The sequence below is a fragment of the Pseudoalteromonas sp. KJ63-1 genome (assembly GCF_055808145.1).
The window spans coordinates 1,075,973-1,091,516 of record NZ_CM147855.1 but is presented as its reverse complement, the minus strand read 5'-3'; the positions used below and the strand labels follow the sequence as shown (position 1 = coordinate 1,091,516).

Annotated in this window: 16 protein-coding genes and 1 pseudogene; 6 read left to right on the top strand and 11 right to left on the bottom strand. The window is 39.9% G+C overall.

Going from position 1 to position 15,544, the window contains the following annotated elements:
• Positions 1-195 precede the first annotated feature (195 nt).
• From AC0L7Q_RS05150 to AC0L7Q_RS05125, 6 genes and pseudogenes are all read right to left on the bottom strand, one after another.
• Positions 196-570 (bottom strand): PH domain-containing protein, encoded by a 375-nt coding sequence (locus tag AC0L7Q_RS05150; RefSeq protein WP_036983105.1) that lies wholly within the window; start codon positions 568-570, stop codon positions 196-198.
• Positions 570-1,478 (bottom strand): ABC transporter ATP-binding protein, encoded by a 909-nt coding sequence (locus AC0L7Q_RS05145; RefSeq protein WP_413401605.1) that lies wholly within the window; start codon positions 1,476-1,478, stop codon positions 570-572. Before AC0L7Q_RS05145 ends, AC0L7Q_RS05150 begins: the two co-directional genes overlap by 1 nt.
• Positions 1,475-2,302 carry an ABC transporter permease subunit gene (locus AC0L7Q_RS05140; protein ID WP_413401603.1) on the bottom strand — a complete coding sequence of 276 codons (828 nt, stop codon included), beginning with the start codon at positions 2,300-2,302 and terminating at the stop codon, positions 1,475-1,477. Before AC0L7Q_RS05140 ends, AC0L7Q_RS05145 begins: the two co-directional genes overlap by 4 nt.
• A 142-nt stretch (positions 2,303-2,444) precedes the next feature.
• Positions 2,445-3,622, bottom strand: a pseudogene (locus AC0L7Q_RS05135) (cystathionine beta-lyase).
• A gap of 3 nt (positions 3,623-3,625) precedes the next feature.
• A complete protein-coding gene (nudC, locus tag AC0L7Q_RS05130; protein WP_413401600.1) occupies positions 3,626-4,552 on the bottom strand; it encodes an NAD(+) diphosphatase in 927 nt (308 codons plus the stop codon).
• 185 nt (positions 4,553-4,737) lie between these two features.
• Positions 4,738-5,232, bottom strand: coding sequence for a LabA-like NYN domain-containing protein (locus AC0L7Q_RS05125; RefSeq protein ID WP_413401598.1), 495 nt, complete (start codon positions 5,230-5,232; stop codon positions 4,738-4,740).
• A 139-nt stretch (positions 5,233-5,371) separates the two neighbouring features.
• On the opposite strand from AC0L7Q_RS05125, the gene AC0L7Q_RS05120 reads away from it, so the two are divergent.
• Positions 5,372-5,995: a hypothetical protein gene (locus tag AC0L7Q_RS05120; protein WP_413401596.1), complete on the top strand. Its 624-nt coding sequence runs from the start codon at positions 5,372-5,374 to the stop codon at positions 5,993-5,995.
• Positions 5,995-6,738 (top strand): DUF3307 domain-containing protein, encoded by a 744-nt coding sequence (locus AC0L7Q_RS05115; protein WP_413401594.1) that lies wholly within the window; start codon positions 5,995-5,997, stop codon positions 6,736-6,738. Before AC0L7Q_RS05120 ends, AC0L7Q_RS05115 begins: the two co-directional genes overlap by 1 nt.
• Positions 6,739-6,817: 79 nt before the next feature.
• Here AC0L7Q_RS05115 and AC0L7Q_RS05110 read toward each other — a convergent pair whose 3' ends face one another.
• A complete protein-coding gene (locus tag AC0L7Q_RS05110; RefSeq protein WP_413401592.1) occupies positions 6,818-8,215 on the bottom strand; it encodes a DEAD/DEAH box helicase in 1,398 nt (465 codons plus the stop codon).
• Positions 8,216-8,393: 178 nt separating this feature from the next.
• Between AC0L7Q_RS05110 and AC0L7Q_RS05105 the strand changes: the two genes are divergently transcribed.
• Together AC0L7Q_RS05105 and AC0L7Q_RS05100 are read left to right on the top strand one after the other, a co-directional pair.
• Entirely contained in the window at positions 8,394-8,894 is a 501-nt protein-coding gene (locus AC0L7Q_RS05105; RefSeq protein WP_409423191.1) for a transposase, read from the top strand.
• On the top strand, positions 8,891-9,736 hold the full coding sequence (locus AC0L7Q_RS05100; RefSeq protein ID WP_413402830.1) for an IS3 family transposase: 846 nt from the start codon (positions 8,891-8,893) through the stop codon (positions 9,734-9,736). Before AC0L7Q_RS05105 ends, AC0L7Q_RS05100 begins: the two co-directional genes overlap by 4 nt.
• A gap of 75 nt (positions 9,737-9,811) precedes the next feature.
• Here the strand turns inward: AC0L7Q_RS05100 and AC0L7Q_RS05095 are convergent, their stop codons facing one another.
• Positions 9,812-10,651, bottom strand: coding sequence for an isopenicillin N synthase family dioxygenase (locus tag AC0L7Q_RS05095; protein WP_013464577.1), 840 nt, complete (start codon positions 10,649-10,651; stop codon positions 9,812-9,814).
• 427 nt (positions 10,652-11,078) lie between these two features.
• Here AC0L7Q_RS05095 and AC0L7Q_RS05090 point away from each other — a divergent pair, with 427 nt between their 5' ends.
• Complete coding sequence (locus tag AC0L7Q_RS05090) at positions 11,079-12,281, top strand: bifunctional alpha/beta hydrolase/OsmC family protein (protein ID WP_413401590.1); 1,203 nt, start codon at positions 11,079-11,081, stop codon at positions 12,279-12,281.
• Positions 12,282-12,333: 52 nt separating this feature from the next.
• Here AC0L7Q_RS05090 and AC0L7Q_RS05085 read toward each other — a convergent pair whose 3' ends face one another.
• From AC0L7Q_RS05085 to AC0L7Q_RS05075, 3 genes are all read right to left on the bottom strand, one after another.
• Positions 12,334-13,482 (bottom strand): lipase family protein, encoded by a 1,149-nt coding sequence (locus tag AC0L7Q_RS05085; RefSeq protein ID WP_409425080.1) that lies wholly within the window; start codon positions 13,480-13,482, stop codon positions 12,334-12,336.
• Between the two features lie 33 nt (positions 13,483-13,515).
• Entirely contained in the window at positions 13,516-14,127 is a 612-nt protein-coding gene (locus AC0L7Q_RS05080) for a DUF6795 domain-containing protein (protein ID WP_473697728.1), read from the bottom strand.
• A gap of 217 nt (positions 14,128-14,344) precedes the next feature.
• On the bottom strand, positions 14,345-15,091 hold the full coding sequence (locus AC0L7Q_RS05075) for an alpha/beta hydrolase family protein (protein WP_413401587.1): 747 nt from the start codon (positions 15,089-15,091) through the stop codon (positions 14,345-14,347).
• A 128-nt stretch (positions 15,092-15,219) separates the two neighbouring features.
• Here AC0L7Q_RS05075 and AC0L7Q_RS05070 point away from each other — a divergent pair, with 128 nt between their 5' ends.
• Positions 15,220-15,543 (top strand): hypothetical protein, encoded by a 324-nt coding sequence (locus AC0L7Q_RS05070; RefSeq protein WP_409425077.1) that lies wholly within the window; start codon positions 15,220-15,222, stop codon positions 15,541-15,543.
• Position 15,544 lies beyond the last annotated feature (1 nt).

The following is a 15,544-nucleotide window of genomic DNA, read 5'->3' as shown; positions in this document are numbered from 1 at the left end:
TATGTACATTGTTTTTGTGCTTTAACTACATTGCTAAAGTGGGGGTATGCTAACGCCGCGAAACTGAACGAAAACTGAATCAAGCAATTGTATTTGTTAGGGAATTTGTAAGAAAGTGTTGGAGAAATTTATGTTAAAGTAATCGCAACAAGCTGTAAACAATTACTTTAATTTTATACCGCTTTTTGTTTGTTTCTATAATGAATACTGACTGATTATTCGATAAACATCATTTATATTATCGCCAGCTTTAAAGTCCTTGCTGATAGGCGTTGGATCAGATCCAACCCAAATTTTCAGCTCTGCATCTAAATCAAAGTGCCCCGCACTTTCTTTGCTGAACTTAGTTATCTTAGAGTAAGCAATACTGATCATTTCCATTTTAGAACCAGTCACGCCTTGTTTATCTAATAAAATTAGCCGCTTATTTGTAAAGATAAACATATCACGAACTACTTTATACGCCTTTTCAACTCGCTCACCCTCGATAAGTGTATTGGCCAATACCTTCTCTAAGTCGGCATCATCCACTTCACTGGCGTTCCCCATTAAACCACTAAATAATCCCATTATAGTTTCTCCTGTTTAAATATTTGATTTTCTAGAGTATGACCATTTACTAACTGTCTATATTGCCAGTTGTGTTGGCGACAAGATTGCAATAGCGCTATGTCAAGTGACTCGCTCGTTGGTTGATACTCAATCACATACTCTTTATGTTGGCTCATATAAACACGGCTTACACCATCAAGTGCTTGCAGTTGTTGCTCCACATTTTGATATGCTTCACTGAGCATTAAAGTGTAAAAATACTTATCGGTATTCGCCGCTTTAGTTTGGTGCTCGCTTAATATACCTTTGTCCAAATGTAGTACCTGAGAGCATAATCGTTCAAGTTCAGTTAAATCATGAGAGCTTAAAATAAACGTCGCTTGAGACGATAGCTCAGACACCAGCTCCCTGACTTCTCTGGCATGAATCGGATCAAGCCCTGCTGTGGCCTCATCTAACATCACAATTTGCGGTGAACCAATTAATGCTTGTGCTATGGTTACGCGCTTGCGCATACCGTGAGATAAGTCCCCTGCGCGGTTTTTTGCAACCTCGCTAAGACCCACTAAATCTAATACTCGAAGTGCTTCTATTTGGCTTTGCTTGGTGCTCATACCTTGTAGCTTGGCATAAAAGCTAAGTTGTTTATCTATATTAAAACGCGGATCTAGCTGTGCATCTTGTGGTAACGCACTCACTTTATTAAATAAAGCAGCACTACCAGGTTTATGGCCAAGTATTTCAAGCTCACCCATGCTAGGTGCGATATAGCCACACAACAAACTAAATAAAGTGGTTTTCCCTGCGCCATTAGGGCCAACTAATGCAACTGGCGCGCCTTTTTGAATCTCGAAATTCACATTATTTAGAGCCAGTTTTGAGCCATATGATTTACTTAAATTACGCCCTGTTATTAATGATTTCATAATGAGCTCCTAGCAAAAATACGTTGAGCAACTGCAAGTAGTACTGCTGTTTGCACAAGTGGAATAGCTAATGTGCTCAATAACGGTAAGTTTTGTCCTGCTAATAACTCTATTTGCACACCAGGGAATAAATAATCAAGCACACTTAATGCGGGTAGTTGCCACTCCAGTAATCCAACAATAATGCCACCGGCTGTAAAATATAAAATAGCTAACACAATTGCCAGACGAGATGAGCTCGCAAAAGTATTAATTAAGCTCATTAACGCTACAAACGGCGAAAAAGTAACTATGAGTATTAAAAATATTGAAACAGCACGACCAAGGCCACCAGCAAGTAAGCTCGGCTCGCGAAACCCGAGCACCGCCAATGTCGCTATAAGCGTGATGCCAACTAAACAGGTTAGTACCGCTAACTGTCCTAAAAATCGACCAAAGAGTATTTCAAAGCGCGTTGAGCGTAATGATAAAAACCTTAGCGTACCGCGCTCTCTGTCACCGACGGTTTGATCACTACAAATAAATAAGCTAAAAACAGGAAAACTATACAAAGCAATAAGCCAATACATAGCAAATTCGGCTTCAGGCCAATCAAGTAACTTACTTAATCCAATAGAGCCGGAAATATCACGGGCTATTTGCTCAAAATCTGGCGAGCTGATTATGCCTACAGCTTGGCCTATGGGGTAACGTAAAATAACAAGCCACACTAGCGCAAAAGCCGCCAATGCAATAAGTCCTCGTTTAGTTAAAAACATACGTACCAGCTCAAAACCCGCGATTTGGGTTAAGCGCCCTACGTTAACTGGTGATGGTGTTGCCATTGACTATCCTTAATGACGTTGTTCGTGCTTTAAAATAAGCGTTATTTAACAACACTAAGTGTAAACACGTTGAATTGCTAGCAAAAAAAGCCTACTTAGGGGTAGGCTTTGTAACAAATAATGTAATTTAACCAATTAGTAATTATAAATGCTGCTCATAAATAACTAATGCTTGCTGTAAGTCGGCAATTAAATCTTCAACATCTTCCAAACCAATATGCAAACGAATAACAGGTCCATGCTCCCACCCTGTTTGCGAGCGCAGCCCTTTCATTGATAAGCTTGCCGTTACTAAGCTCTCAAAGCCCCCCACGAAAAGCCCATTTTGAAATGTTGTAAGCTATCTAAAAAAGCATCTATGGCGTGTTGATTACCCGCTTTCATTACAAACGAAAATAAGCCATTACTGCCGTCAAAATCGCGCTTGAAAAATTCATGGCCTGGGCATGTTGTAAACACAGGATGGCGAATATGATCAACCAACGCATGTTGCTCAAGCCATTTTGCTACTTCTAGCGCGGCTTTTTCATGCTGATTTAATCGCACTGCCATGGTACGCAAGCCTCGTAGTGCTAAATACGCATCATCTGCACTGGTGCATTGCCCGAGTAAATAAGAGTGTTCACGAAGTGTTGGCCAATACTTTTTATTAGCTACAGCAACCCCCATCATCACATCAGAGTGGCCAACAATATATTTGGTGGCGGCTTGAATACTAATATCAACACCATGTTCAAGCGGACGATAGTGCAAACCATTACCATAGGTGTTATCAAGTACAGTCATTAAATTGTGATCGTTTGCCACTTTTACCATGGCGGGAACGTCTTGAACTTCCATGGTAATTGAACCCGGAGACTCTAAAAACAACATTTTGGTATTGTCTTGAATGTACTCTTTTATGTCTGCGCCAATCATTGGCGGATAATAGGTCGTACTAATACCCAACCCAGCTAATATCTTGTCGCAAAAATCACGCGTAGGCTCATAAACAGTATCCACCATTAAAAGGTGATCACCGGACTTTAAAAACGATAACAGCGTTTGGCTTATCGCTGCCGCGCCACATGGGTATAACGCACAGCCCTCACCGCCTTCTAATTCAGTTATGGCTTCTTGCAGAGCAAAGTGAGTGGTCGTCCCTCTGCGACCATAAAACAAGGTTTTGTCACCACGTGTTTTAGCCGCTTTTTTAAGCTCACTCACAGAATCAAACACAATCGTTGAAGCGCGCTGTATCACTGGATTAACTACGCCATGGGTGTACGCTTTTTTGCGCCCTGATGACACTAATTGGGTATTTTTATTCTTGCTCGACATGATTCATCCTTCTATCTGAGTACGCCAATATTCAATTAAATAACGTGAAATAGAATCTGCTCTTGGAAGCTTTAAGTGCTCCCCCTCGTGTTGCCAATCTTTAAATTGCGCAAGTTCTTCGCGAGAAAACCATTGTGCATCTTCCAGTTCATCTTGCTCTGTGCTTATTTCATCACTGCTTGCTCTGGCAATAAAACCAAGCATAATTGATGAAGGAAACGGCCAAGGTTGAGAAGCAATATACTCTGCTTTTTCCACGGTAATACCCGCTTCCTCTTTTACTTCTCGGATCACGGTTTGTTCGAGGGTTTCACCAGGGTCAACAAAGCCTGCAAGCGAGGAATACAATCCTTTTGGCCAAGTTGCTTGACGACCCAATAAACAGCGTTCAATCCCATCAGAAAATGTTTTAGTTACTACCATAATAACGGCAGGATCGGTACGCGGAAAAGTTTGGTGCAAACAGGCTGCGTTATCGCATAAACGTGAATGCCCTCCTTCAACTAAGTGATTTTTAGTACCACAGCGGCCACAAAAACTATGAGTGGCATGCCAGTAACACAACCCACGAGCAAGCGCTGCATTTGAGCCATCTTCAAGTGCTACTTGAGTACCATATTGACGAATATCTGCAAACTTGGCATCACCAACAATCGTTGCTAATAACGACTCTTCGAGTTCAGTTACGTCTAGCGCAAATACGGCATTATCCTGTTTATTTGATCCTAAAAGAATAGCCTGCGTTAAATCTAAATGCGCCACTTGTTGGTAAGCTAAATACACCACCTCAGGGCTACTGTTAGCAAATAAGGTGTGATTGCCTTTAACTAAAAGCCATAAACTGTCTGCTGTTTTTTTTGCGTCTACCCAAGTAGGGTCTTTGCGCGCATTTGAGCCTCTGTCTAATGGCATATTACTGTAGTTAAGCATGTAATTCCTTGATACTAATTGAATCTTAAAATTACCATACTCATCCACTAAACCCAATTTATTATCGCCATAAAAAAAGCCTAAATTAGGCTTAATTAATCTATGCACCCCTTGTATTAAATACTCTCATGATCAACGCAAACATTCTGCTCAAAAATAAATCAAAAATACAATACTTATACTTTTTAAAGTAGTAGCTGTTTGTCAATTAAATGAAATTGCTCGGCACTTTGCTTAAGTACCTCTGCGGTTAATTTATCAGCACCGTATACATCACACGGAACACTATATTGATTTTTTAAATGCCCAAGTAATAATGCAAAGTCACCGTCACCCGAGAGTAAAATAACTTTATCAAGCTGCTTTCCCTGCTCTAGCATATCTATAGTTATACCCACATCCCAATCGCCTTTGGCACTGCCGTCACGGCGTTGAATAAAGGGTTTTAGTTTTACTTCAAAGCCAATAGCGCGCAAAATATTTTGAAACTGATTTTGCTTTTCATCACCTCGGTATATTGCATAAGCGAACGCACATTCTATATCGTATTGTTGCTCCATCATTTGCCAAAAGGCATTGTAATCAAAGTTTTTACCGTAGCTTTCGCGACAGGTGTAATAAATATTTTGTACATCGACAAAAATACCTATACGAGGTTTACTGGTTTGTTGTGAGGTCATTATTATGTCCCAATGAGTAATACTTGCAATTGCGTGTTAAGTAGCCTAAATTAGTTACCAAACCCAATGTAACCAAATATGGTTACATTTAATAATGTAACCAAAATTAGTTACATATAAATAATCTATCTGGATTTTTATGATTGGTGTGATCAGCGGCGATATTATTAAATCGCAAAAAATACCTAAACAACAATACGATGCCATGCTTTATCAGCTAGAGCAAAGTTTACGTGCAAATTGCAATAAAACAACATCTTGGGATATTTACCGTGGGGATGCATTTCAACTGCAACTCGATAAAAGTGAACAGTTAGTTACCACCGCTATACTCATTTATCTACAGCTAAAATCTGCCGGCTATGAATTGCGCCAAAGTATGGCGTTGGGGCAAATAGATAACCCGGGTAAGAGTATAAAAACTACCACAGGCTCTGCGTTTACTCTCTCTGGACATGAGCTAGATAAAATGACAAACCAGCGTTTTACATTTGCTATTGCAGATCAATCGGTTGATGAGAGCTTCAAGCTAAACTTAGCGTTTGTCGATGTATTACTGTGTAAAATAACCCAAAAACAAGCAAATGCTTTGTATGTATATTTAACCCATACTAATAACAACCATGCAGCTTTAGCTAATGAGCTTAACACCAGCCGCGAAAACGTTACTAAGCTGCTTAATCTTGCTAACTATCAGCTGATTGAACGATTTATTTTACATGCACAACAACAGCTTAAAAGCATACAGCAAGGACATGACTAATGGAATTTTCACTATTGCTCGTCGCACTGATTATTGGCCACTTACTCGCTGATTTTTATTGGCAACCCATGAGCTGGGTAAACGACAGAAACAGCCGTCATTTTAAAGCAAAAAAACTTTACTACCATGTATTGGTTCACGGAGTTATCAGCTTAGTCGTTGTGGCACTTTGGGAATATAGTTTTGGCTGGCAACAACTAAGCAGCGTATTACTGGCGACCGGCATTATTATGATCAGTCACTACTTTATTGATATTGCTAAATCATATTCAAATAAAGGCGTAGTGCCTTTTTTATTAGACCAAATTGCACATATTACTGTCATTATTGCGATAACTATTTGGCTAACTGACGATCAGCAATTTGCTGACAATGTAATGGCGTTATTGTGCAACGCAAAAGTGCTATGGGTTATAACTGCTTACCTTATTATTTTAAGCCCCAGTGCGGTATTTATAAGAATGATGTTAGAGCGTTTGACTAATCACTTTTCTAGTGATGGTAGCCTCCCCTTAGCAGGACAAAGTATTGGTATGCTTGAAAGAGTACTTATGCTGACATTTATTTTATTAGATCAGTTTGCAGGGCTTGGGTTTTTAATTGCCGCCAAGTCCGTGTTTAGATTTGGCGACTTAAGTGCCAACAAAGATAAACAACTCACTGAATATGTGATGCTAGGAACATTACTGAGCGTTAGTGTTACTTTATTTGTAGGATTAGCAGTTAATTATTTAATCGGTTAGTAAAGCTTTAAAATAGGCATTAAAAAACGCGCTACCAGTAAATGTAAGCGCGTTTTTTATTAAAGCGAACTAAACCTAATTAGTCGTTATTTGCTGGACGACGACGGCGCTGGCCATTCCCACCTACCGATTGACGCTTTGCCCATGGGTTTTGTGCATTATCATCGGTTTTAGCTGCTGGCTTTTTAGAGCCACCACGACGTGGGCCCGTACCATTGCCACCATTGTTAGGCTTTTTGCTATTAGATTTGCTGCTATCTGATTTAGGCTTATTAAATGGTTGTTTTTTCTTTGGCTTTTTAGCCGGTAACGGGCGTGCATCGAGTGCGCGCTCAGCAACAGGGTTAGCCGGTTCAAAACCTTCTTCTTCAGCACGTGGAATTAGCTCGCCAATAAAGCGCTCAATGCCGTATAAATCTACTGCATCGTCAACCGTTACAAACGAAATAGCATGCCCTGATGCTCCCGCACGACCAGTTCGGCCAATACGGTGAACATAATCTTCATATACATTAGGTAAGTCGTAGTTTACAACATGCGGTAATTCAACAATGTCTAAACCACGTGCAACAATATCGGTTGCCACTAATACGCGCACTTCACCACTTTTAAAGCCCTCTAGTGCTTTAACACGCGCGCCCTGAGATTTATTGCCATGGATTGCCGCGCCAACAATATCATCGCGTTCAAGTTGCTTAACTAAACGATTAGCACCGTGTTTAGTACGACTAAATACCAGTACTTGTTGCCAATCGTTGCTACGAATTAAATGGCTTAATAGGGCCGTTTTACGTGCTTTGTCTACTGCGTATACGCTTTGCGTGACACTTTTTGCGGTGGTGTTTTTAGCTGCAACAGAAATTTCAACGGGGTCGTTAATTAACCCTTTTGCCAGCGCGCGAATATCATCCGAAAACGTGGCTGAGAACATTAAGTTTTGACGCCTTTCAGGCATTTTTGCAATCAGGCGCTTAATGTCATGGATAAAGCCCATGTCTAACATACGGTCGGCTTCATCTAAAACCAGTACTTCAACGCTATCAAATTTAACCGCGTTTTGATTGTGTAAATCAATTAAACGCCCTGGTGTCGCCACTAAAATATCAACCCCTTTGCGCAGGCGCTGCATTTGTGGGTTAATTTTAACACCACCGTAAACCACAAACGAACTCACGTTTGAATGCTTAGCATATTCTTCAACGTTTTCGCTTACTTGCAACGCAAGCTCTCGGGTTGGCGTTAAAATAAGCGCACGAACATGATTACTTTTTGCTTTAGTGCCCGAAGATAAACGCTCAATAAGCGGCAAAGTAAAACCAGCGGTTTTACCGGTACCGGTTTGCGCTGCGGCCATTACATCGCGACGTGCAATAATTGCTGGAATAGCTTGAGCCTGAATAGGCGTTGGCGTTTCATAGCCCTTTTCTAAAACCGCATTAACTAAAGACTGTGATAAACCTAAACCATCAAAACTCATATAAACTCTCTATTTCAAATTAGGCCAAAGTGGCCAGTTGCGCGCATTATACCTTTAGTGGCTCAGAATGCATGCCATTATTTACTTTGTGCCAAATCAATAAACACAAATACTAAAAAAGCGGCTAAACTGAAGTGACCCCCAATAGTTGGACATTCCAATTACTGGGGGTCTTTTTATGTCCAAACATCACCGAGCTTTCAAGCTCAAAATAGCTGAACTCGCTTTGTCTGAAAGCTCTTCGGCGGTAAGTAACAGATTTAATGTTACAGATAGGCAGGTCCGATATTGGACCGCTATTTATCGAATTCATGGCGCTGAAAGCTTCAGGTCTGTTCACAAACCTTATTCTCTAGCATTTAAGGCTGAAGTGTTAAAAACGATGACAGCAAACAGTTGGTCACTCGGTTATACCAGTGCTTTCTTCGATTTATCGTCCCCAGGCATTCTTTTTCAATGGCAAAAGCTTTATGCTCGTGATGGTATATCACGTCTTAAACCACAGAGAAAAGGTAAGCCATTCATGACAAATAATTCTTCTTCATCAAAACTAGTAGAGCAAATGACTGAGGAGGAGTTACGAGAAGAACTAGCATACTTACGAGCTGAGAATGATGTGCTAAAAAAGTTAGAAGCCTTGGCTCAAGCCAGAAAGAAAAAAGCAAAGACAAAACGATAGTCGTCGAAGAGTTCAAGGCAAAGCATAGCTTACAACACCTTTTAAAGGCGACAGGGCTGCCAAAGAGTGTTTACTATTATCATCGCACTACTTGTAAGCAACCCTGTGCAAGCAATGATTTACTGGTAAAAATACGTGATATTTATCACGCGCATAAAGGGCGATATGGCTATCGCAGAATTACGAGTGCCCTGAGAGCAATGGGAGTACTTGTTAATCATAAGCGCGTTCAACGGTTGATGAATGAGTTAGGACTCAAGTCAAAAGTAAGGCCTAAGCGCTATAAATCCTATAAAGGTGAAGTGGGTAAAATCGCAGAAAATACGCTTAACCGCGAGTTTACTGCGCAGAAGCCAAATCAAAAATGGGTGACGGATGTGACGGAGTTTAAAGTAGATAATGAGAAGGTATATCTATCGCCTATGATTGACCTATTCAACCAAGAGGTAATCAGTTACGAAGTCAGAAAATCCGTTGCACTCCCTTTGGTAACTGACATGCTTAAAACAGCAACTGCTAGGTTGAAGCCAAATGAAAAGCCAGTTGTACACTCAGATCAAGGGTGGCAATATCAAAACAAACAATATCAAAATCACCTTAAGGAAAAAGGATTGCAACAAAGTATGTCTAGAAAAGGAAATTGTTTAGATAATGCGGTTGCTGAGAACTTCTTCGGCATATTGAAGAGCGAGATGTACCACAACGAAACGTTTAAAGACGTGAATGATCTTATTGAAAACATTAAAGAATATATCCACTATTACAACAATGAGCGTATTAAACTGAAACTAAAAGGCCTGAGCCCGATACAGTATCGAAATCAGGCCTTGGCAGCCGCTTAGAAATGAGTCCAACTTTATGGGGTCACTTCAAAATAGCCGCTTTTTATTTACCTGAGCATTACACATGCTAAAAGATTATTTTACACCTAACTCACGTAAACGCTCTTGTAAGTAGCTATCTGCTGTGTAGCGTTCAGATAACACTACATCTGGACGAGGGTGTAAAAATAACGGTAATGAAATACGTGATTTAGTTGTTGCTTTACCCGATGGATTAATTACACGGTGAATCGTTGATGGGAAGTAGCCACCTGATGCTTCTTGTAACATGTCACCAATATTAATAATTAAGCTACCAAAATCACATGGCACGTCTAACCAACCGCCATCGGTTTTTTGCACTTGTAAGCCTGGCTCATTTGACGCTGGTAATACGGTTAATAAGTTAATATCACCATGCGCAGCAGCGCGAATAGCACCTGGCTCTTCATCACCTGTCATTGGCGGGTAATGTAAAATACGTAACAACGTTTGCTCAGACTGGGCAATCATATCTTTTAGATCGATAGAAAACTTAGCGCGCACTTCTTCAGGCGCTTCAGCCTGAACCCAACTAAGTAATGTTGCCGCAAATTCATTAGCTAAACGGTAGTACTCACGTACATCAGCTTCTAATTGAGCAGGAACACGGCCTTTAGGGTAAACATGAAAATACTCTTTAATGTCTTTTACCGTATGACCTTTAGCAACTTCTGATACCGACGGTGGAAAATAACCATCTTGCGTTTCTTTTGAAAATAAAAACTCATGCTTTTGCTCTGAGTTAAAAAAGTCTTGCCAATTTTTATAAATAGACTCAACTAAAGATTGCGGAATAGGATGGTTTTTTAATACGCCAAAACCAGTATTTCTCAACGATTCAACAAATTGCGCAGCCGCATCGTCCGCTTTATAATCAACTGTAGGTAATTGCATGGTACATTCCAGTAAGTAGGTTGTTAGAAGCCATTTACCAATTCGCTTGAGTAAAGATCCATTTAATTAACTAAATATTATATGTTAACCACGCAAAAAAATTATATCTAGTTGTTCTAGATAAGGTTTTTTAAACGCCGATACACAACGACTTAATACATTAAATTAACCACACGTTTATGCAAATTGGTATTACATTCAAATATAGCTTAACTACTTAATTCAAGTAATAAAGGCTGCATTTTTATGCTGTGCGAGGATAGACAAACCCCCTTGAAATTATAAGGACATATGTCCGCACTCAATAAGCAAGCCTTCTCTGCCTTGATCAAGATCAAAATAACGCTTGTATTGAATTTTCACCCCATCGTACCAATCTATTCCTTATCAGCATCACACACTATATCAACTTGTTAAGGCTCTCTACATGCGACAAAAAGTTTCTTTTAAAAGCGGTGAATTAGAACTCGCTGGACAACTTGAACAGCCCTCTGGTGAAGTGAAATTTTATGCCTTATTTGCTCACTGTTTTACCTGCTCTAAAGATGTAGCGGCTGCAACACGAATAAGTCGCGCGCTCACTCAGCAAGGCATTGCTGTATTACGCTTTGATTTTACTGGGCTTGGTAATAGCGATGGTGACTTTGCCAACAGTAACTTTTCATCAAACATTCAAGACTTAGTGGCTGCAGCCAATCACTTAAGAACACACTTTAAAGCGCCTCAATTATTAATAGGCCACAGTTTAGGTGGTGCTGCGGTGCTTGCAGCAGCAGAGCACATACCCGAAGTGTCAGCTATTACGACTATAGGCGCGCCATCGGATGCCCAGCATGTTACTCATAACTTTGCTGCTCATCTAGATGAAATAAACCAATCGGGTGAAGCAAAAGTGTGTTTAGCTGGGCGGGAATTTACGATTAAAAAACAATTTATAGATGACATCGCCAAATACGATAACAGCCATATAGGTAAGCTTAAGCGTGCTTTGTTAGTTATGCACTCTCCTATTGATGCTACCGTGAATATTAGTGAAGCCGAAAAAATTTACGCCGCTGCCAAGCATCCAAAAAGCTTTATAAGTTTAGATAATGCCGATCACTTACTCAGTAATAAAGAAGACGCTAACTACGCAGCCGATGTTATTGCTACGTGGGCTAATCGCTATGTTGAATACGATAAAACACCCTATAGTGCAAAATTAACTAACGGCAGTGTATTAGTTGAAGAAAAAGATCATAAATTCACTCAGCACGTGAGTACTAAAAACCATACATGGCTTGCTGATGAGCCCACCGATGTCGGCGGTAAAAACTTAGGCCCAGACCCTTATGATCATTTACTCGCTGGGCTTGGAGCTTGTACTGCAATGACACTTCGCATGTATGCAAGTCGCAAAAAGTTGCCGCTAGAGCACATAAAAGTAGAGCTCAACCATACCCGCAATTACAACCAAGATTGTGATGGTTGTGAAAAAACCGGCAATCTAGAAGCCATTACTCGCAAAATAACCTTACAAGGTGATTTAACTGATGAACAACGCATGCGCTTGCTTGAAATAGCAGACAAATGCCCAGTGCATAAAACGCTACATAACAGCCCTTTGGTAGTTAGTGAATTAGTGGGGTAACTAAAACAGAAAAGCGCAGCAAACGCTGCGCGATGCTTCAAAAATATTAACTTTAAGTAGATATTCTTTTAATTGCATTACGTGCAGATGATAATAATCTATCAATACATATATTAAATACCCACTTAATAAACGCTTTTGTTAATTTTAATGGCACAGCCACCGTTTTCCCAGCAAAAGCTATCATACAGCCTAGCAAACCCCTTACTTGTTCTTCAAGACCGACCATACTCGAAATTTTCACAACTGTTTCAGCCATTATATCGTATACCGTCATTATAGCTGAGCCTGTGTATTGAAAAGACGCAATAATGCCAGCAAAACCACCGTCAATCATTAATGTCATTAAAGCAGCAGCTATTTTATCAGCCCAATGAGTTGAATATGTAGTTTGTAAACGATTATTGTAGTTTAAAACAACTCTTCGATATAAAGAGCTTGGTACTTGGCTATACACATGTTCCCAATCAGAAGCGGTTACTGTTTTTGTGTAACCTGGAGAATCAAGTAGTGAGTGCGCACCGGCGTCAATACCTTGAGCGCGATACGGAACATATTCAGGCTCTTTAGTTTCCATATGACAAAAAGGCCACACGGGAACTTTAGGTACGGGGTCAGCACCATGCACACAACGAAAAACTTTATCGATGCGACTACCAGAATGTACAGAAAAGCCCTTCTTCCCTACTCTAGGTGCACCAAACGTATATAAATAAACAGTTTTTCCATATGTGTGCTTGATGTAATCTGCAACTAAACCAGCCAAAGCACCACCTAAACTATGTCCAACACAATGAATAACTCCTCCACCATTAAGTACTTCTGGCTGCGTTATATATGTGTCTATGCTATCTACAAAAGAAGCCATAGTGGTTTGAAAACCTTTGTGTACACTAGTATCAGTATACCCAGTAGTTGTAGGGCAAGTAACATCTGTTAATACGTCCGCTAATGTTTCAGTTCCGCGTATTGTAATAACATGATCACCTTTATGAGACTGACTATGGCCTTTCCCGATATATAAAAAACCTGTCGTTTGTCGCCAAAAAAAGCCTCCAGATGAACCTTCTGCTAGATTTTCTGATTTAAAGTGGAATTCATTCTTTATGAGTTTAGGTACGACTAATCTAGTACCTCTCCCAATTGAATCATATGCGAAGAGTGCCAATTGCACAGCTAGTTTAGGGGATAGTGCTGTCATATAATTTCATCCTTAAAATAAATAGTAATTCGTTTACTCTGGAGATAGTAAGTTGTTTATAGTGTCCATATCTAGATCACAGATAGTTACCAAAGGCTGATATCGAGATCCCCCATATTGACTGATATCTAAATCATACTGGACTTCTTCATTCTGTAAATCAGCATTTAAACCCGTTAGCAACCTGCTCACAGGTGGTACACTTTTCCAGCCTTTACTCATGACCCAGAGCCAATAATAGCCATCATCATTCGCTTCATTCTTAACGTTGATTAAGTCTTTCTTAACCGTTATTTCTTGCCTGATTAAATAATCTTGCCCAACAATATTTCCAGGAGCTTTAGAGCGAACAATAAGTTCATCGAAAGAAAACTCACCACGGGTATTAGTTAGTGCATAATCTATAACAGGGTTTTTTTCATAACCTTCATAAAAAAGCTTTCTAATAACCTCTACTCCTGCAAGAGCTTCGCCCTGATTAGTTATTCGCCCTTTGACCTCAGGTGATAATTGAACTTCATAACTTTTAAATAACCCAAACACAGCTTGATTCTCCGATGAATAAACACACGTACAAAATAATACTATTAGACACAAAAAGAAGGAGGAGCGACGATAAGAGAAAGTTAATTTACTTTTAAACACTATTTGACCTTCCGATGGTTTTCTTCTCATGAGACTACTAAACATAAGTGAACAATTCAAGATTCCCTTTATAAATTTGTACCTAAATTAAATCATCAAAAACCTGTTTCCTATCCCCAACGCCTATAAAAATTTAATTTACAGTCGTACGGGGAAGCTAGTGAAAAGGCTAGTTGGTTGAACTGATCACTGTAAATAATATTTTATGTTATTCATTTTATTCGTCTAAAAACGCCGCTACCTCTTTACTCATTCTATCCACCAGCCATTCAGGCCCGCCATCGTACATATCGTTATGACGTGATTCTGCTATCAACGTTTGCGTAACAGGATAAACAGTTAACTCTTGGTCGGTTAAAAGCACGTGTGCATCGGCTGGGTAATCACTACCGCGCAGTGTAAGTACGCGTATGCTTTTATTGCGTGGCAATAACATGCGGCGGTGATCGAGCGTAATTAATTGGCTTACTTCACTTGGGTAAATAGCTGCATACAAGGCTGAAATATCTCCACCATTTGAGTGGCCAAATAAGGTGAGTTTTGTAAAATCATACTCAGGGTATTTAACACTTAGCTCGTTGACTAAAAACTTAAGGGTTACAACACCTCGGTGCCAATTTTCCATACGAGTAGTTAGGTATGGCTGCGCACGATTAAGTGCAGGGTCACTTTTAAGCTCATGTGCTACCGCAATGCTTAAATAGCCTTGCGCATTAAATAGCTTACTCGCAAAGGTGTATTCATTGTGGCTAATGCCATACCCCGCATTTACAAATACCACTGGGCATTTGACTTGCGTGCGGCACTTAAGGTGGTTAGCTGGTAGGGTAATATTTACAGGTATAGAGCGATTACGACTTTCATCAATGATTGCATCGTCTTGAGCATAACTTGATGATGCAAATAGCATAGTGCTTAAAGTCAGAGCACTTAACATTAAACGCTTTTTTATAATTTTTAACATGCATTCCCTTGTATTATTTATACTTTTTTAACTAACATTAATTTTTATTATAAAGGTTAGCACGCGCCTTTGCTAATTTGTGCGATAATAGCGATTATTGTTTACTATTATCGCAAAAGAATCCATTCATGAAATCATACAACAGCATTGAACAACGCATCGACATTCTACAAAGCAGAATTGAAGCCTACCAAGAAGAAATTAAAGTGTTACAAGCCGAGCCGAAAAGTAACAATGAACGCATTATTTTTAAGTTCATTGAAACCGGCAGTACAGGTAAAACTAAAGATTTTGTGAGAGAGCTGGGAATTAAATCACCGCGTGATAGCTTATATTCATCAGGTGATGTAACTAAACTAATTAAAGATGGCTCGGATGATATTTCGCCTGAGCTACTAAGCATAGCTCGCGCACTTGCTAGCGCGCGCAACAAAAATGGCCCTGCTTGCTAAT

Coding starts and splice junctions, on each gene's coding strand:
- AC0L7Q_RS05150 (WP_036983105.1), bottom strand. CDS start 570: ATGGGATTATTTAGTGGTTTAATGGGGAACGCCAGTGAAGTGGATGAT.
- AC0L7Q_RS05145 (WP_413401605.1), bottom strand. CDS start 1,478: ATGAAATCATTAATAACAGGGCGTAATTTAAGTAAATCATATGGCTCA.
- AC0L7Q_RS05140 (WP_413401603.1), bottom strand. CDS start 2,302: ATGGCAACACCATCACCAGTTAACGTAGGGCGCTTAACCCAAATCGCG.
- nudC (WP_413401600.1), bottom strand. CDS start 4,552: ATGCTTAACTACAGTAATATGCCATTAGACAGAGGCTCAAATGCGCGC.
- AC0L7Q_RS05125 (WP_413401598.1), bottom strand. CDS start 5,232: ATGACCTCACAACAAACCAGTAAACCTCGTATAGGTATTTTTGTCGAT.
- AC0L7Q_RS05120 (WP_413401596.1), top strand. CDS start 5,372: ATGATTGGTGTGATCAGCGGCGATATTATTAAATCGCAAAAAATACCT.
- AC0L7Q_RS05115 (WP_413401594.1), top strand. CDS start 5,995: ATGGAATTTTCACTATTGCTCGTCGCACTGATTATTGGCCACTTACTC.
- AC0L7Q_RS05110 (WP_413401592.1), bottom strand. CDS start 8,215: ATGAGTTTTGATGGTTTAGGTTTATCACAGTCTTTAGTTAATGCGGTT.
- AC0L7Q_RS05105 (WP_409423191.1), top strand. CDS start 8,394: ATGTCCAAACATCACCGAGCTTTCAAGCTCAAAATAGCTGAACTCGCT.
- AC0L7Q_RS05095 (WP_013464577.1), bottom strand. CDS start 10,651: ATGCAATTACCTACAGTTGATTATAAAGCGGACGATGCGGCTGCGCAA.
- AC0L7Q_RS05090 (WP_413401590.1), top strand. CDS start 11,079: ATGCGACAAAAAGTTTCTTTTAAAAGCGGTGAATTAGAACTCGCTGGA.
- AC0L7Q_RS05085 (WP_409425080.1), bottom strand. CDS start 13,482: ATGACAGCACTATCCCCTAAACTAGCTGTGCAATTGGCACTCTTCGCA.
- AC0L7Q_RS05075 (WP_413401587.1), bottom strand. CDS start 15,091: ATGTTAAAAATTATAAAAAAGCGTTTAATGTTAAGTGCTCTGACTTTA.
- AC0L7Q_RS05070 (WP_409425077.1), top strand. CDS start 15,220: ATGAAATCATACAACAGCATTGAACAACGCATCGACATTCTACAAAGC.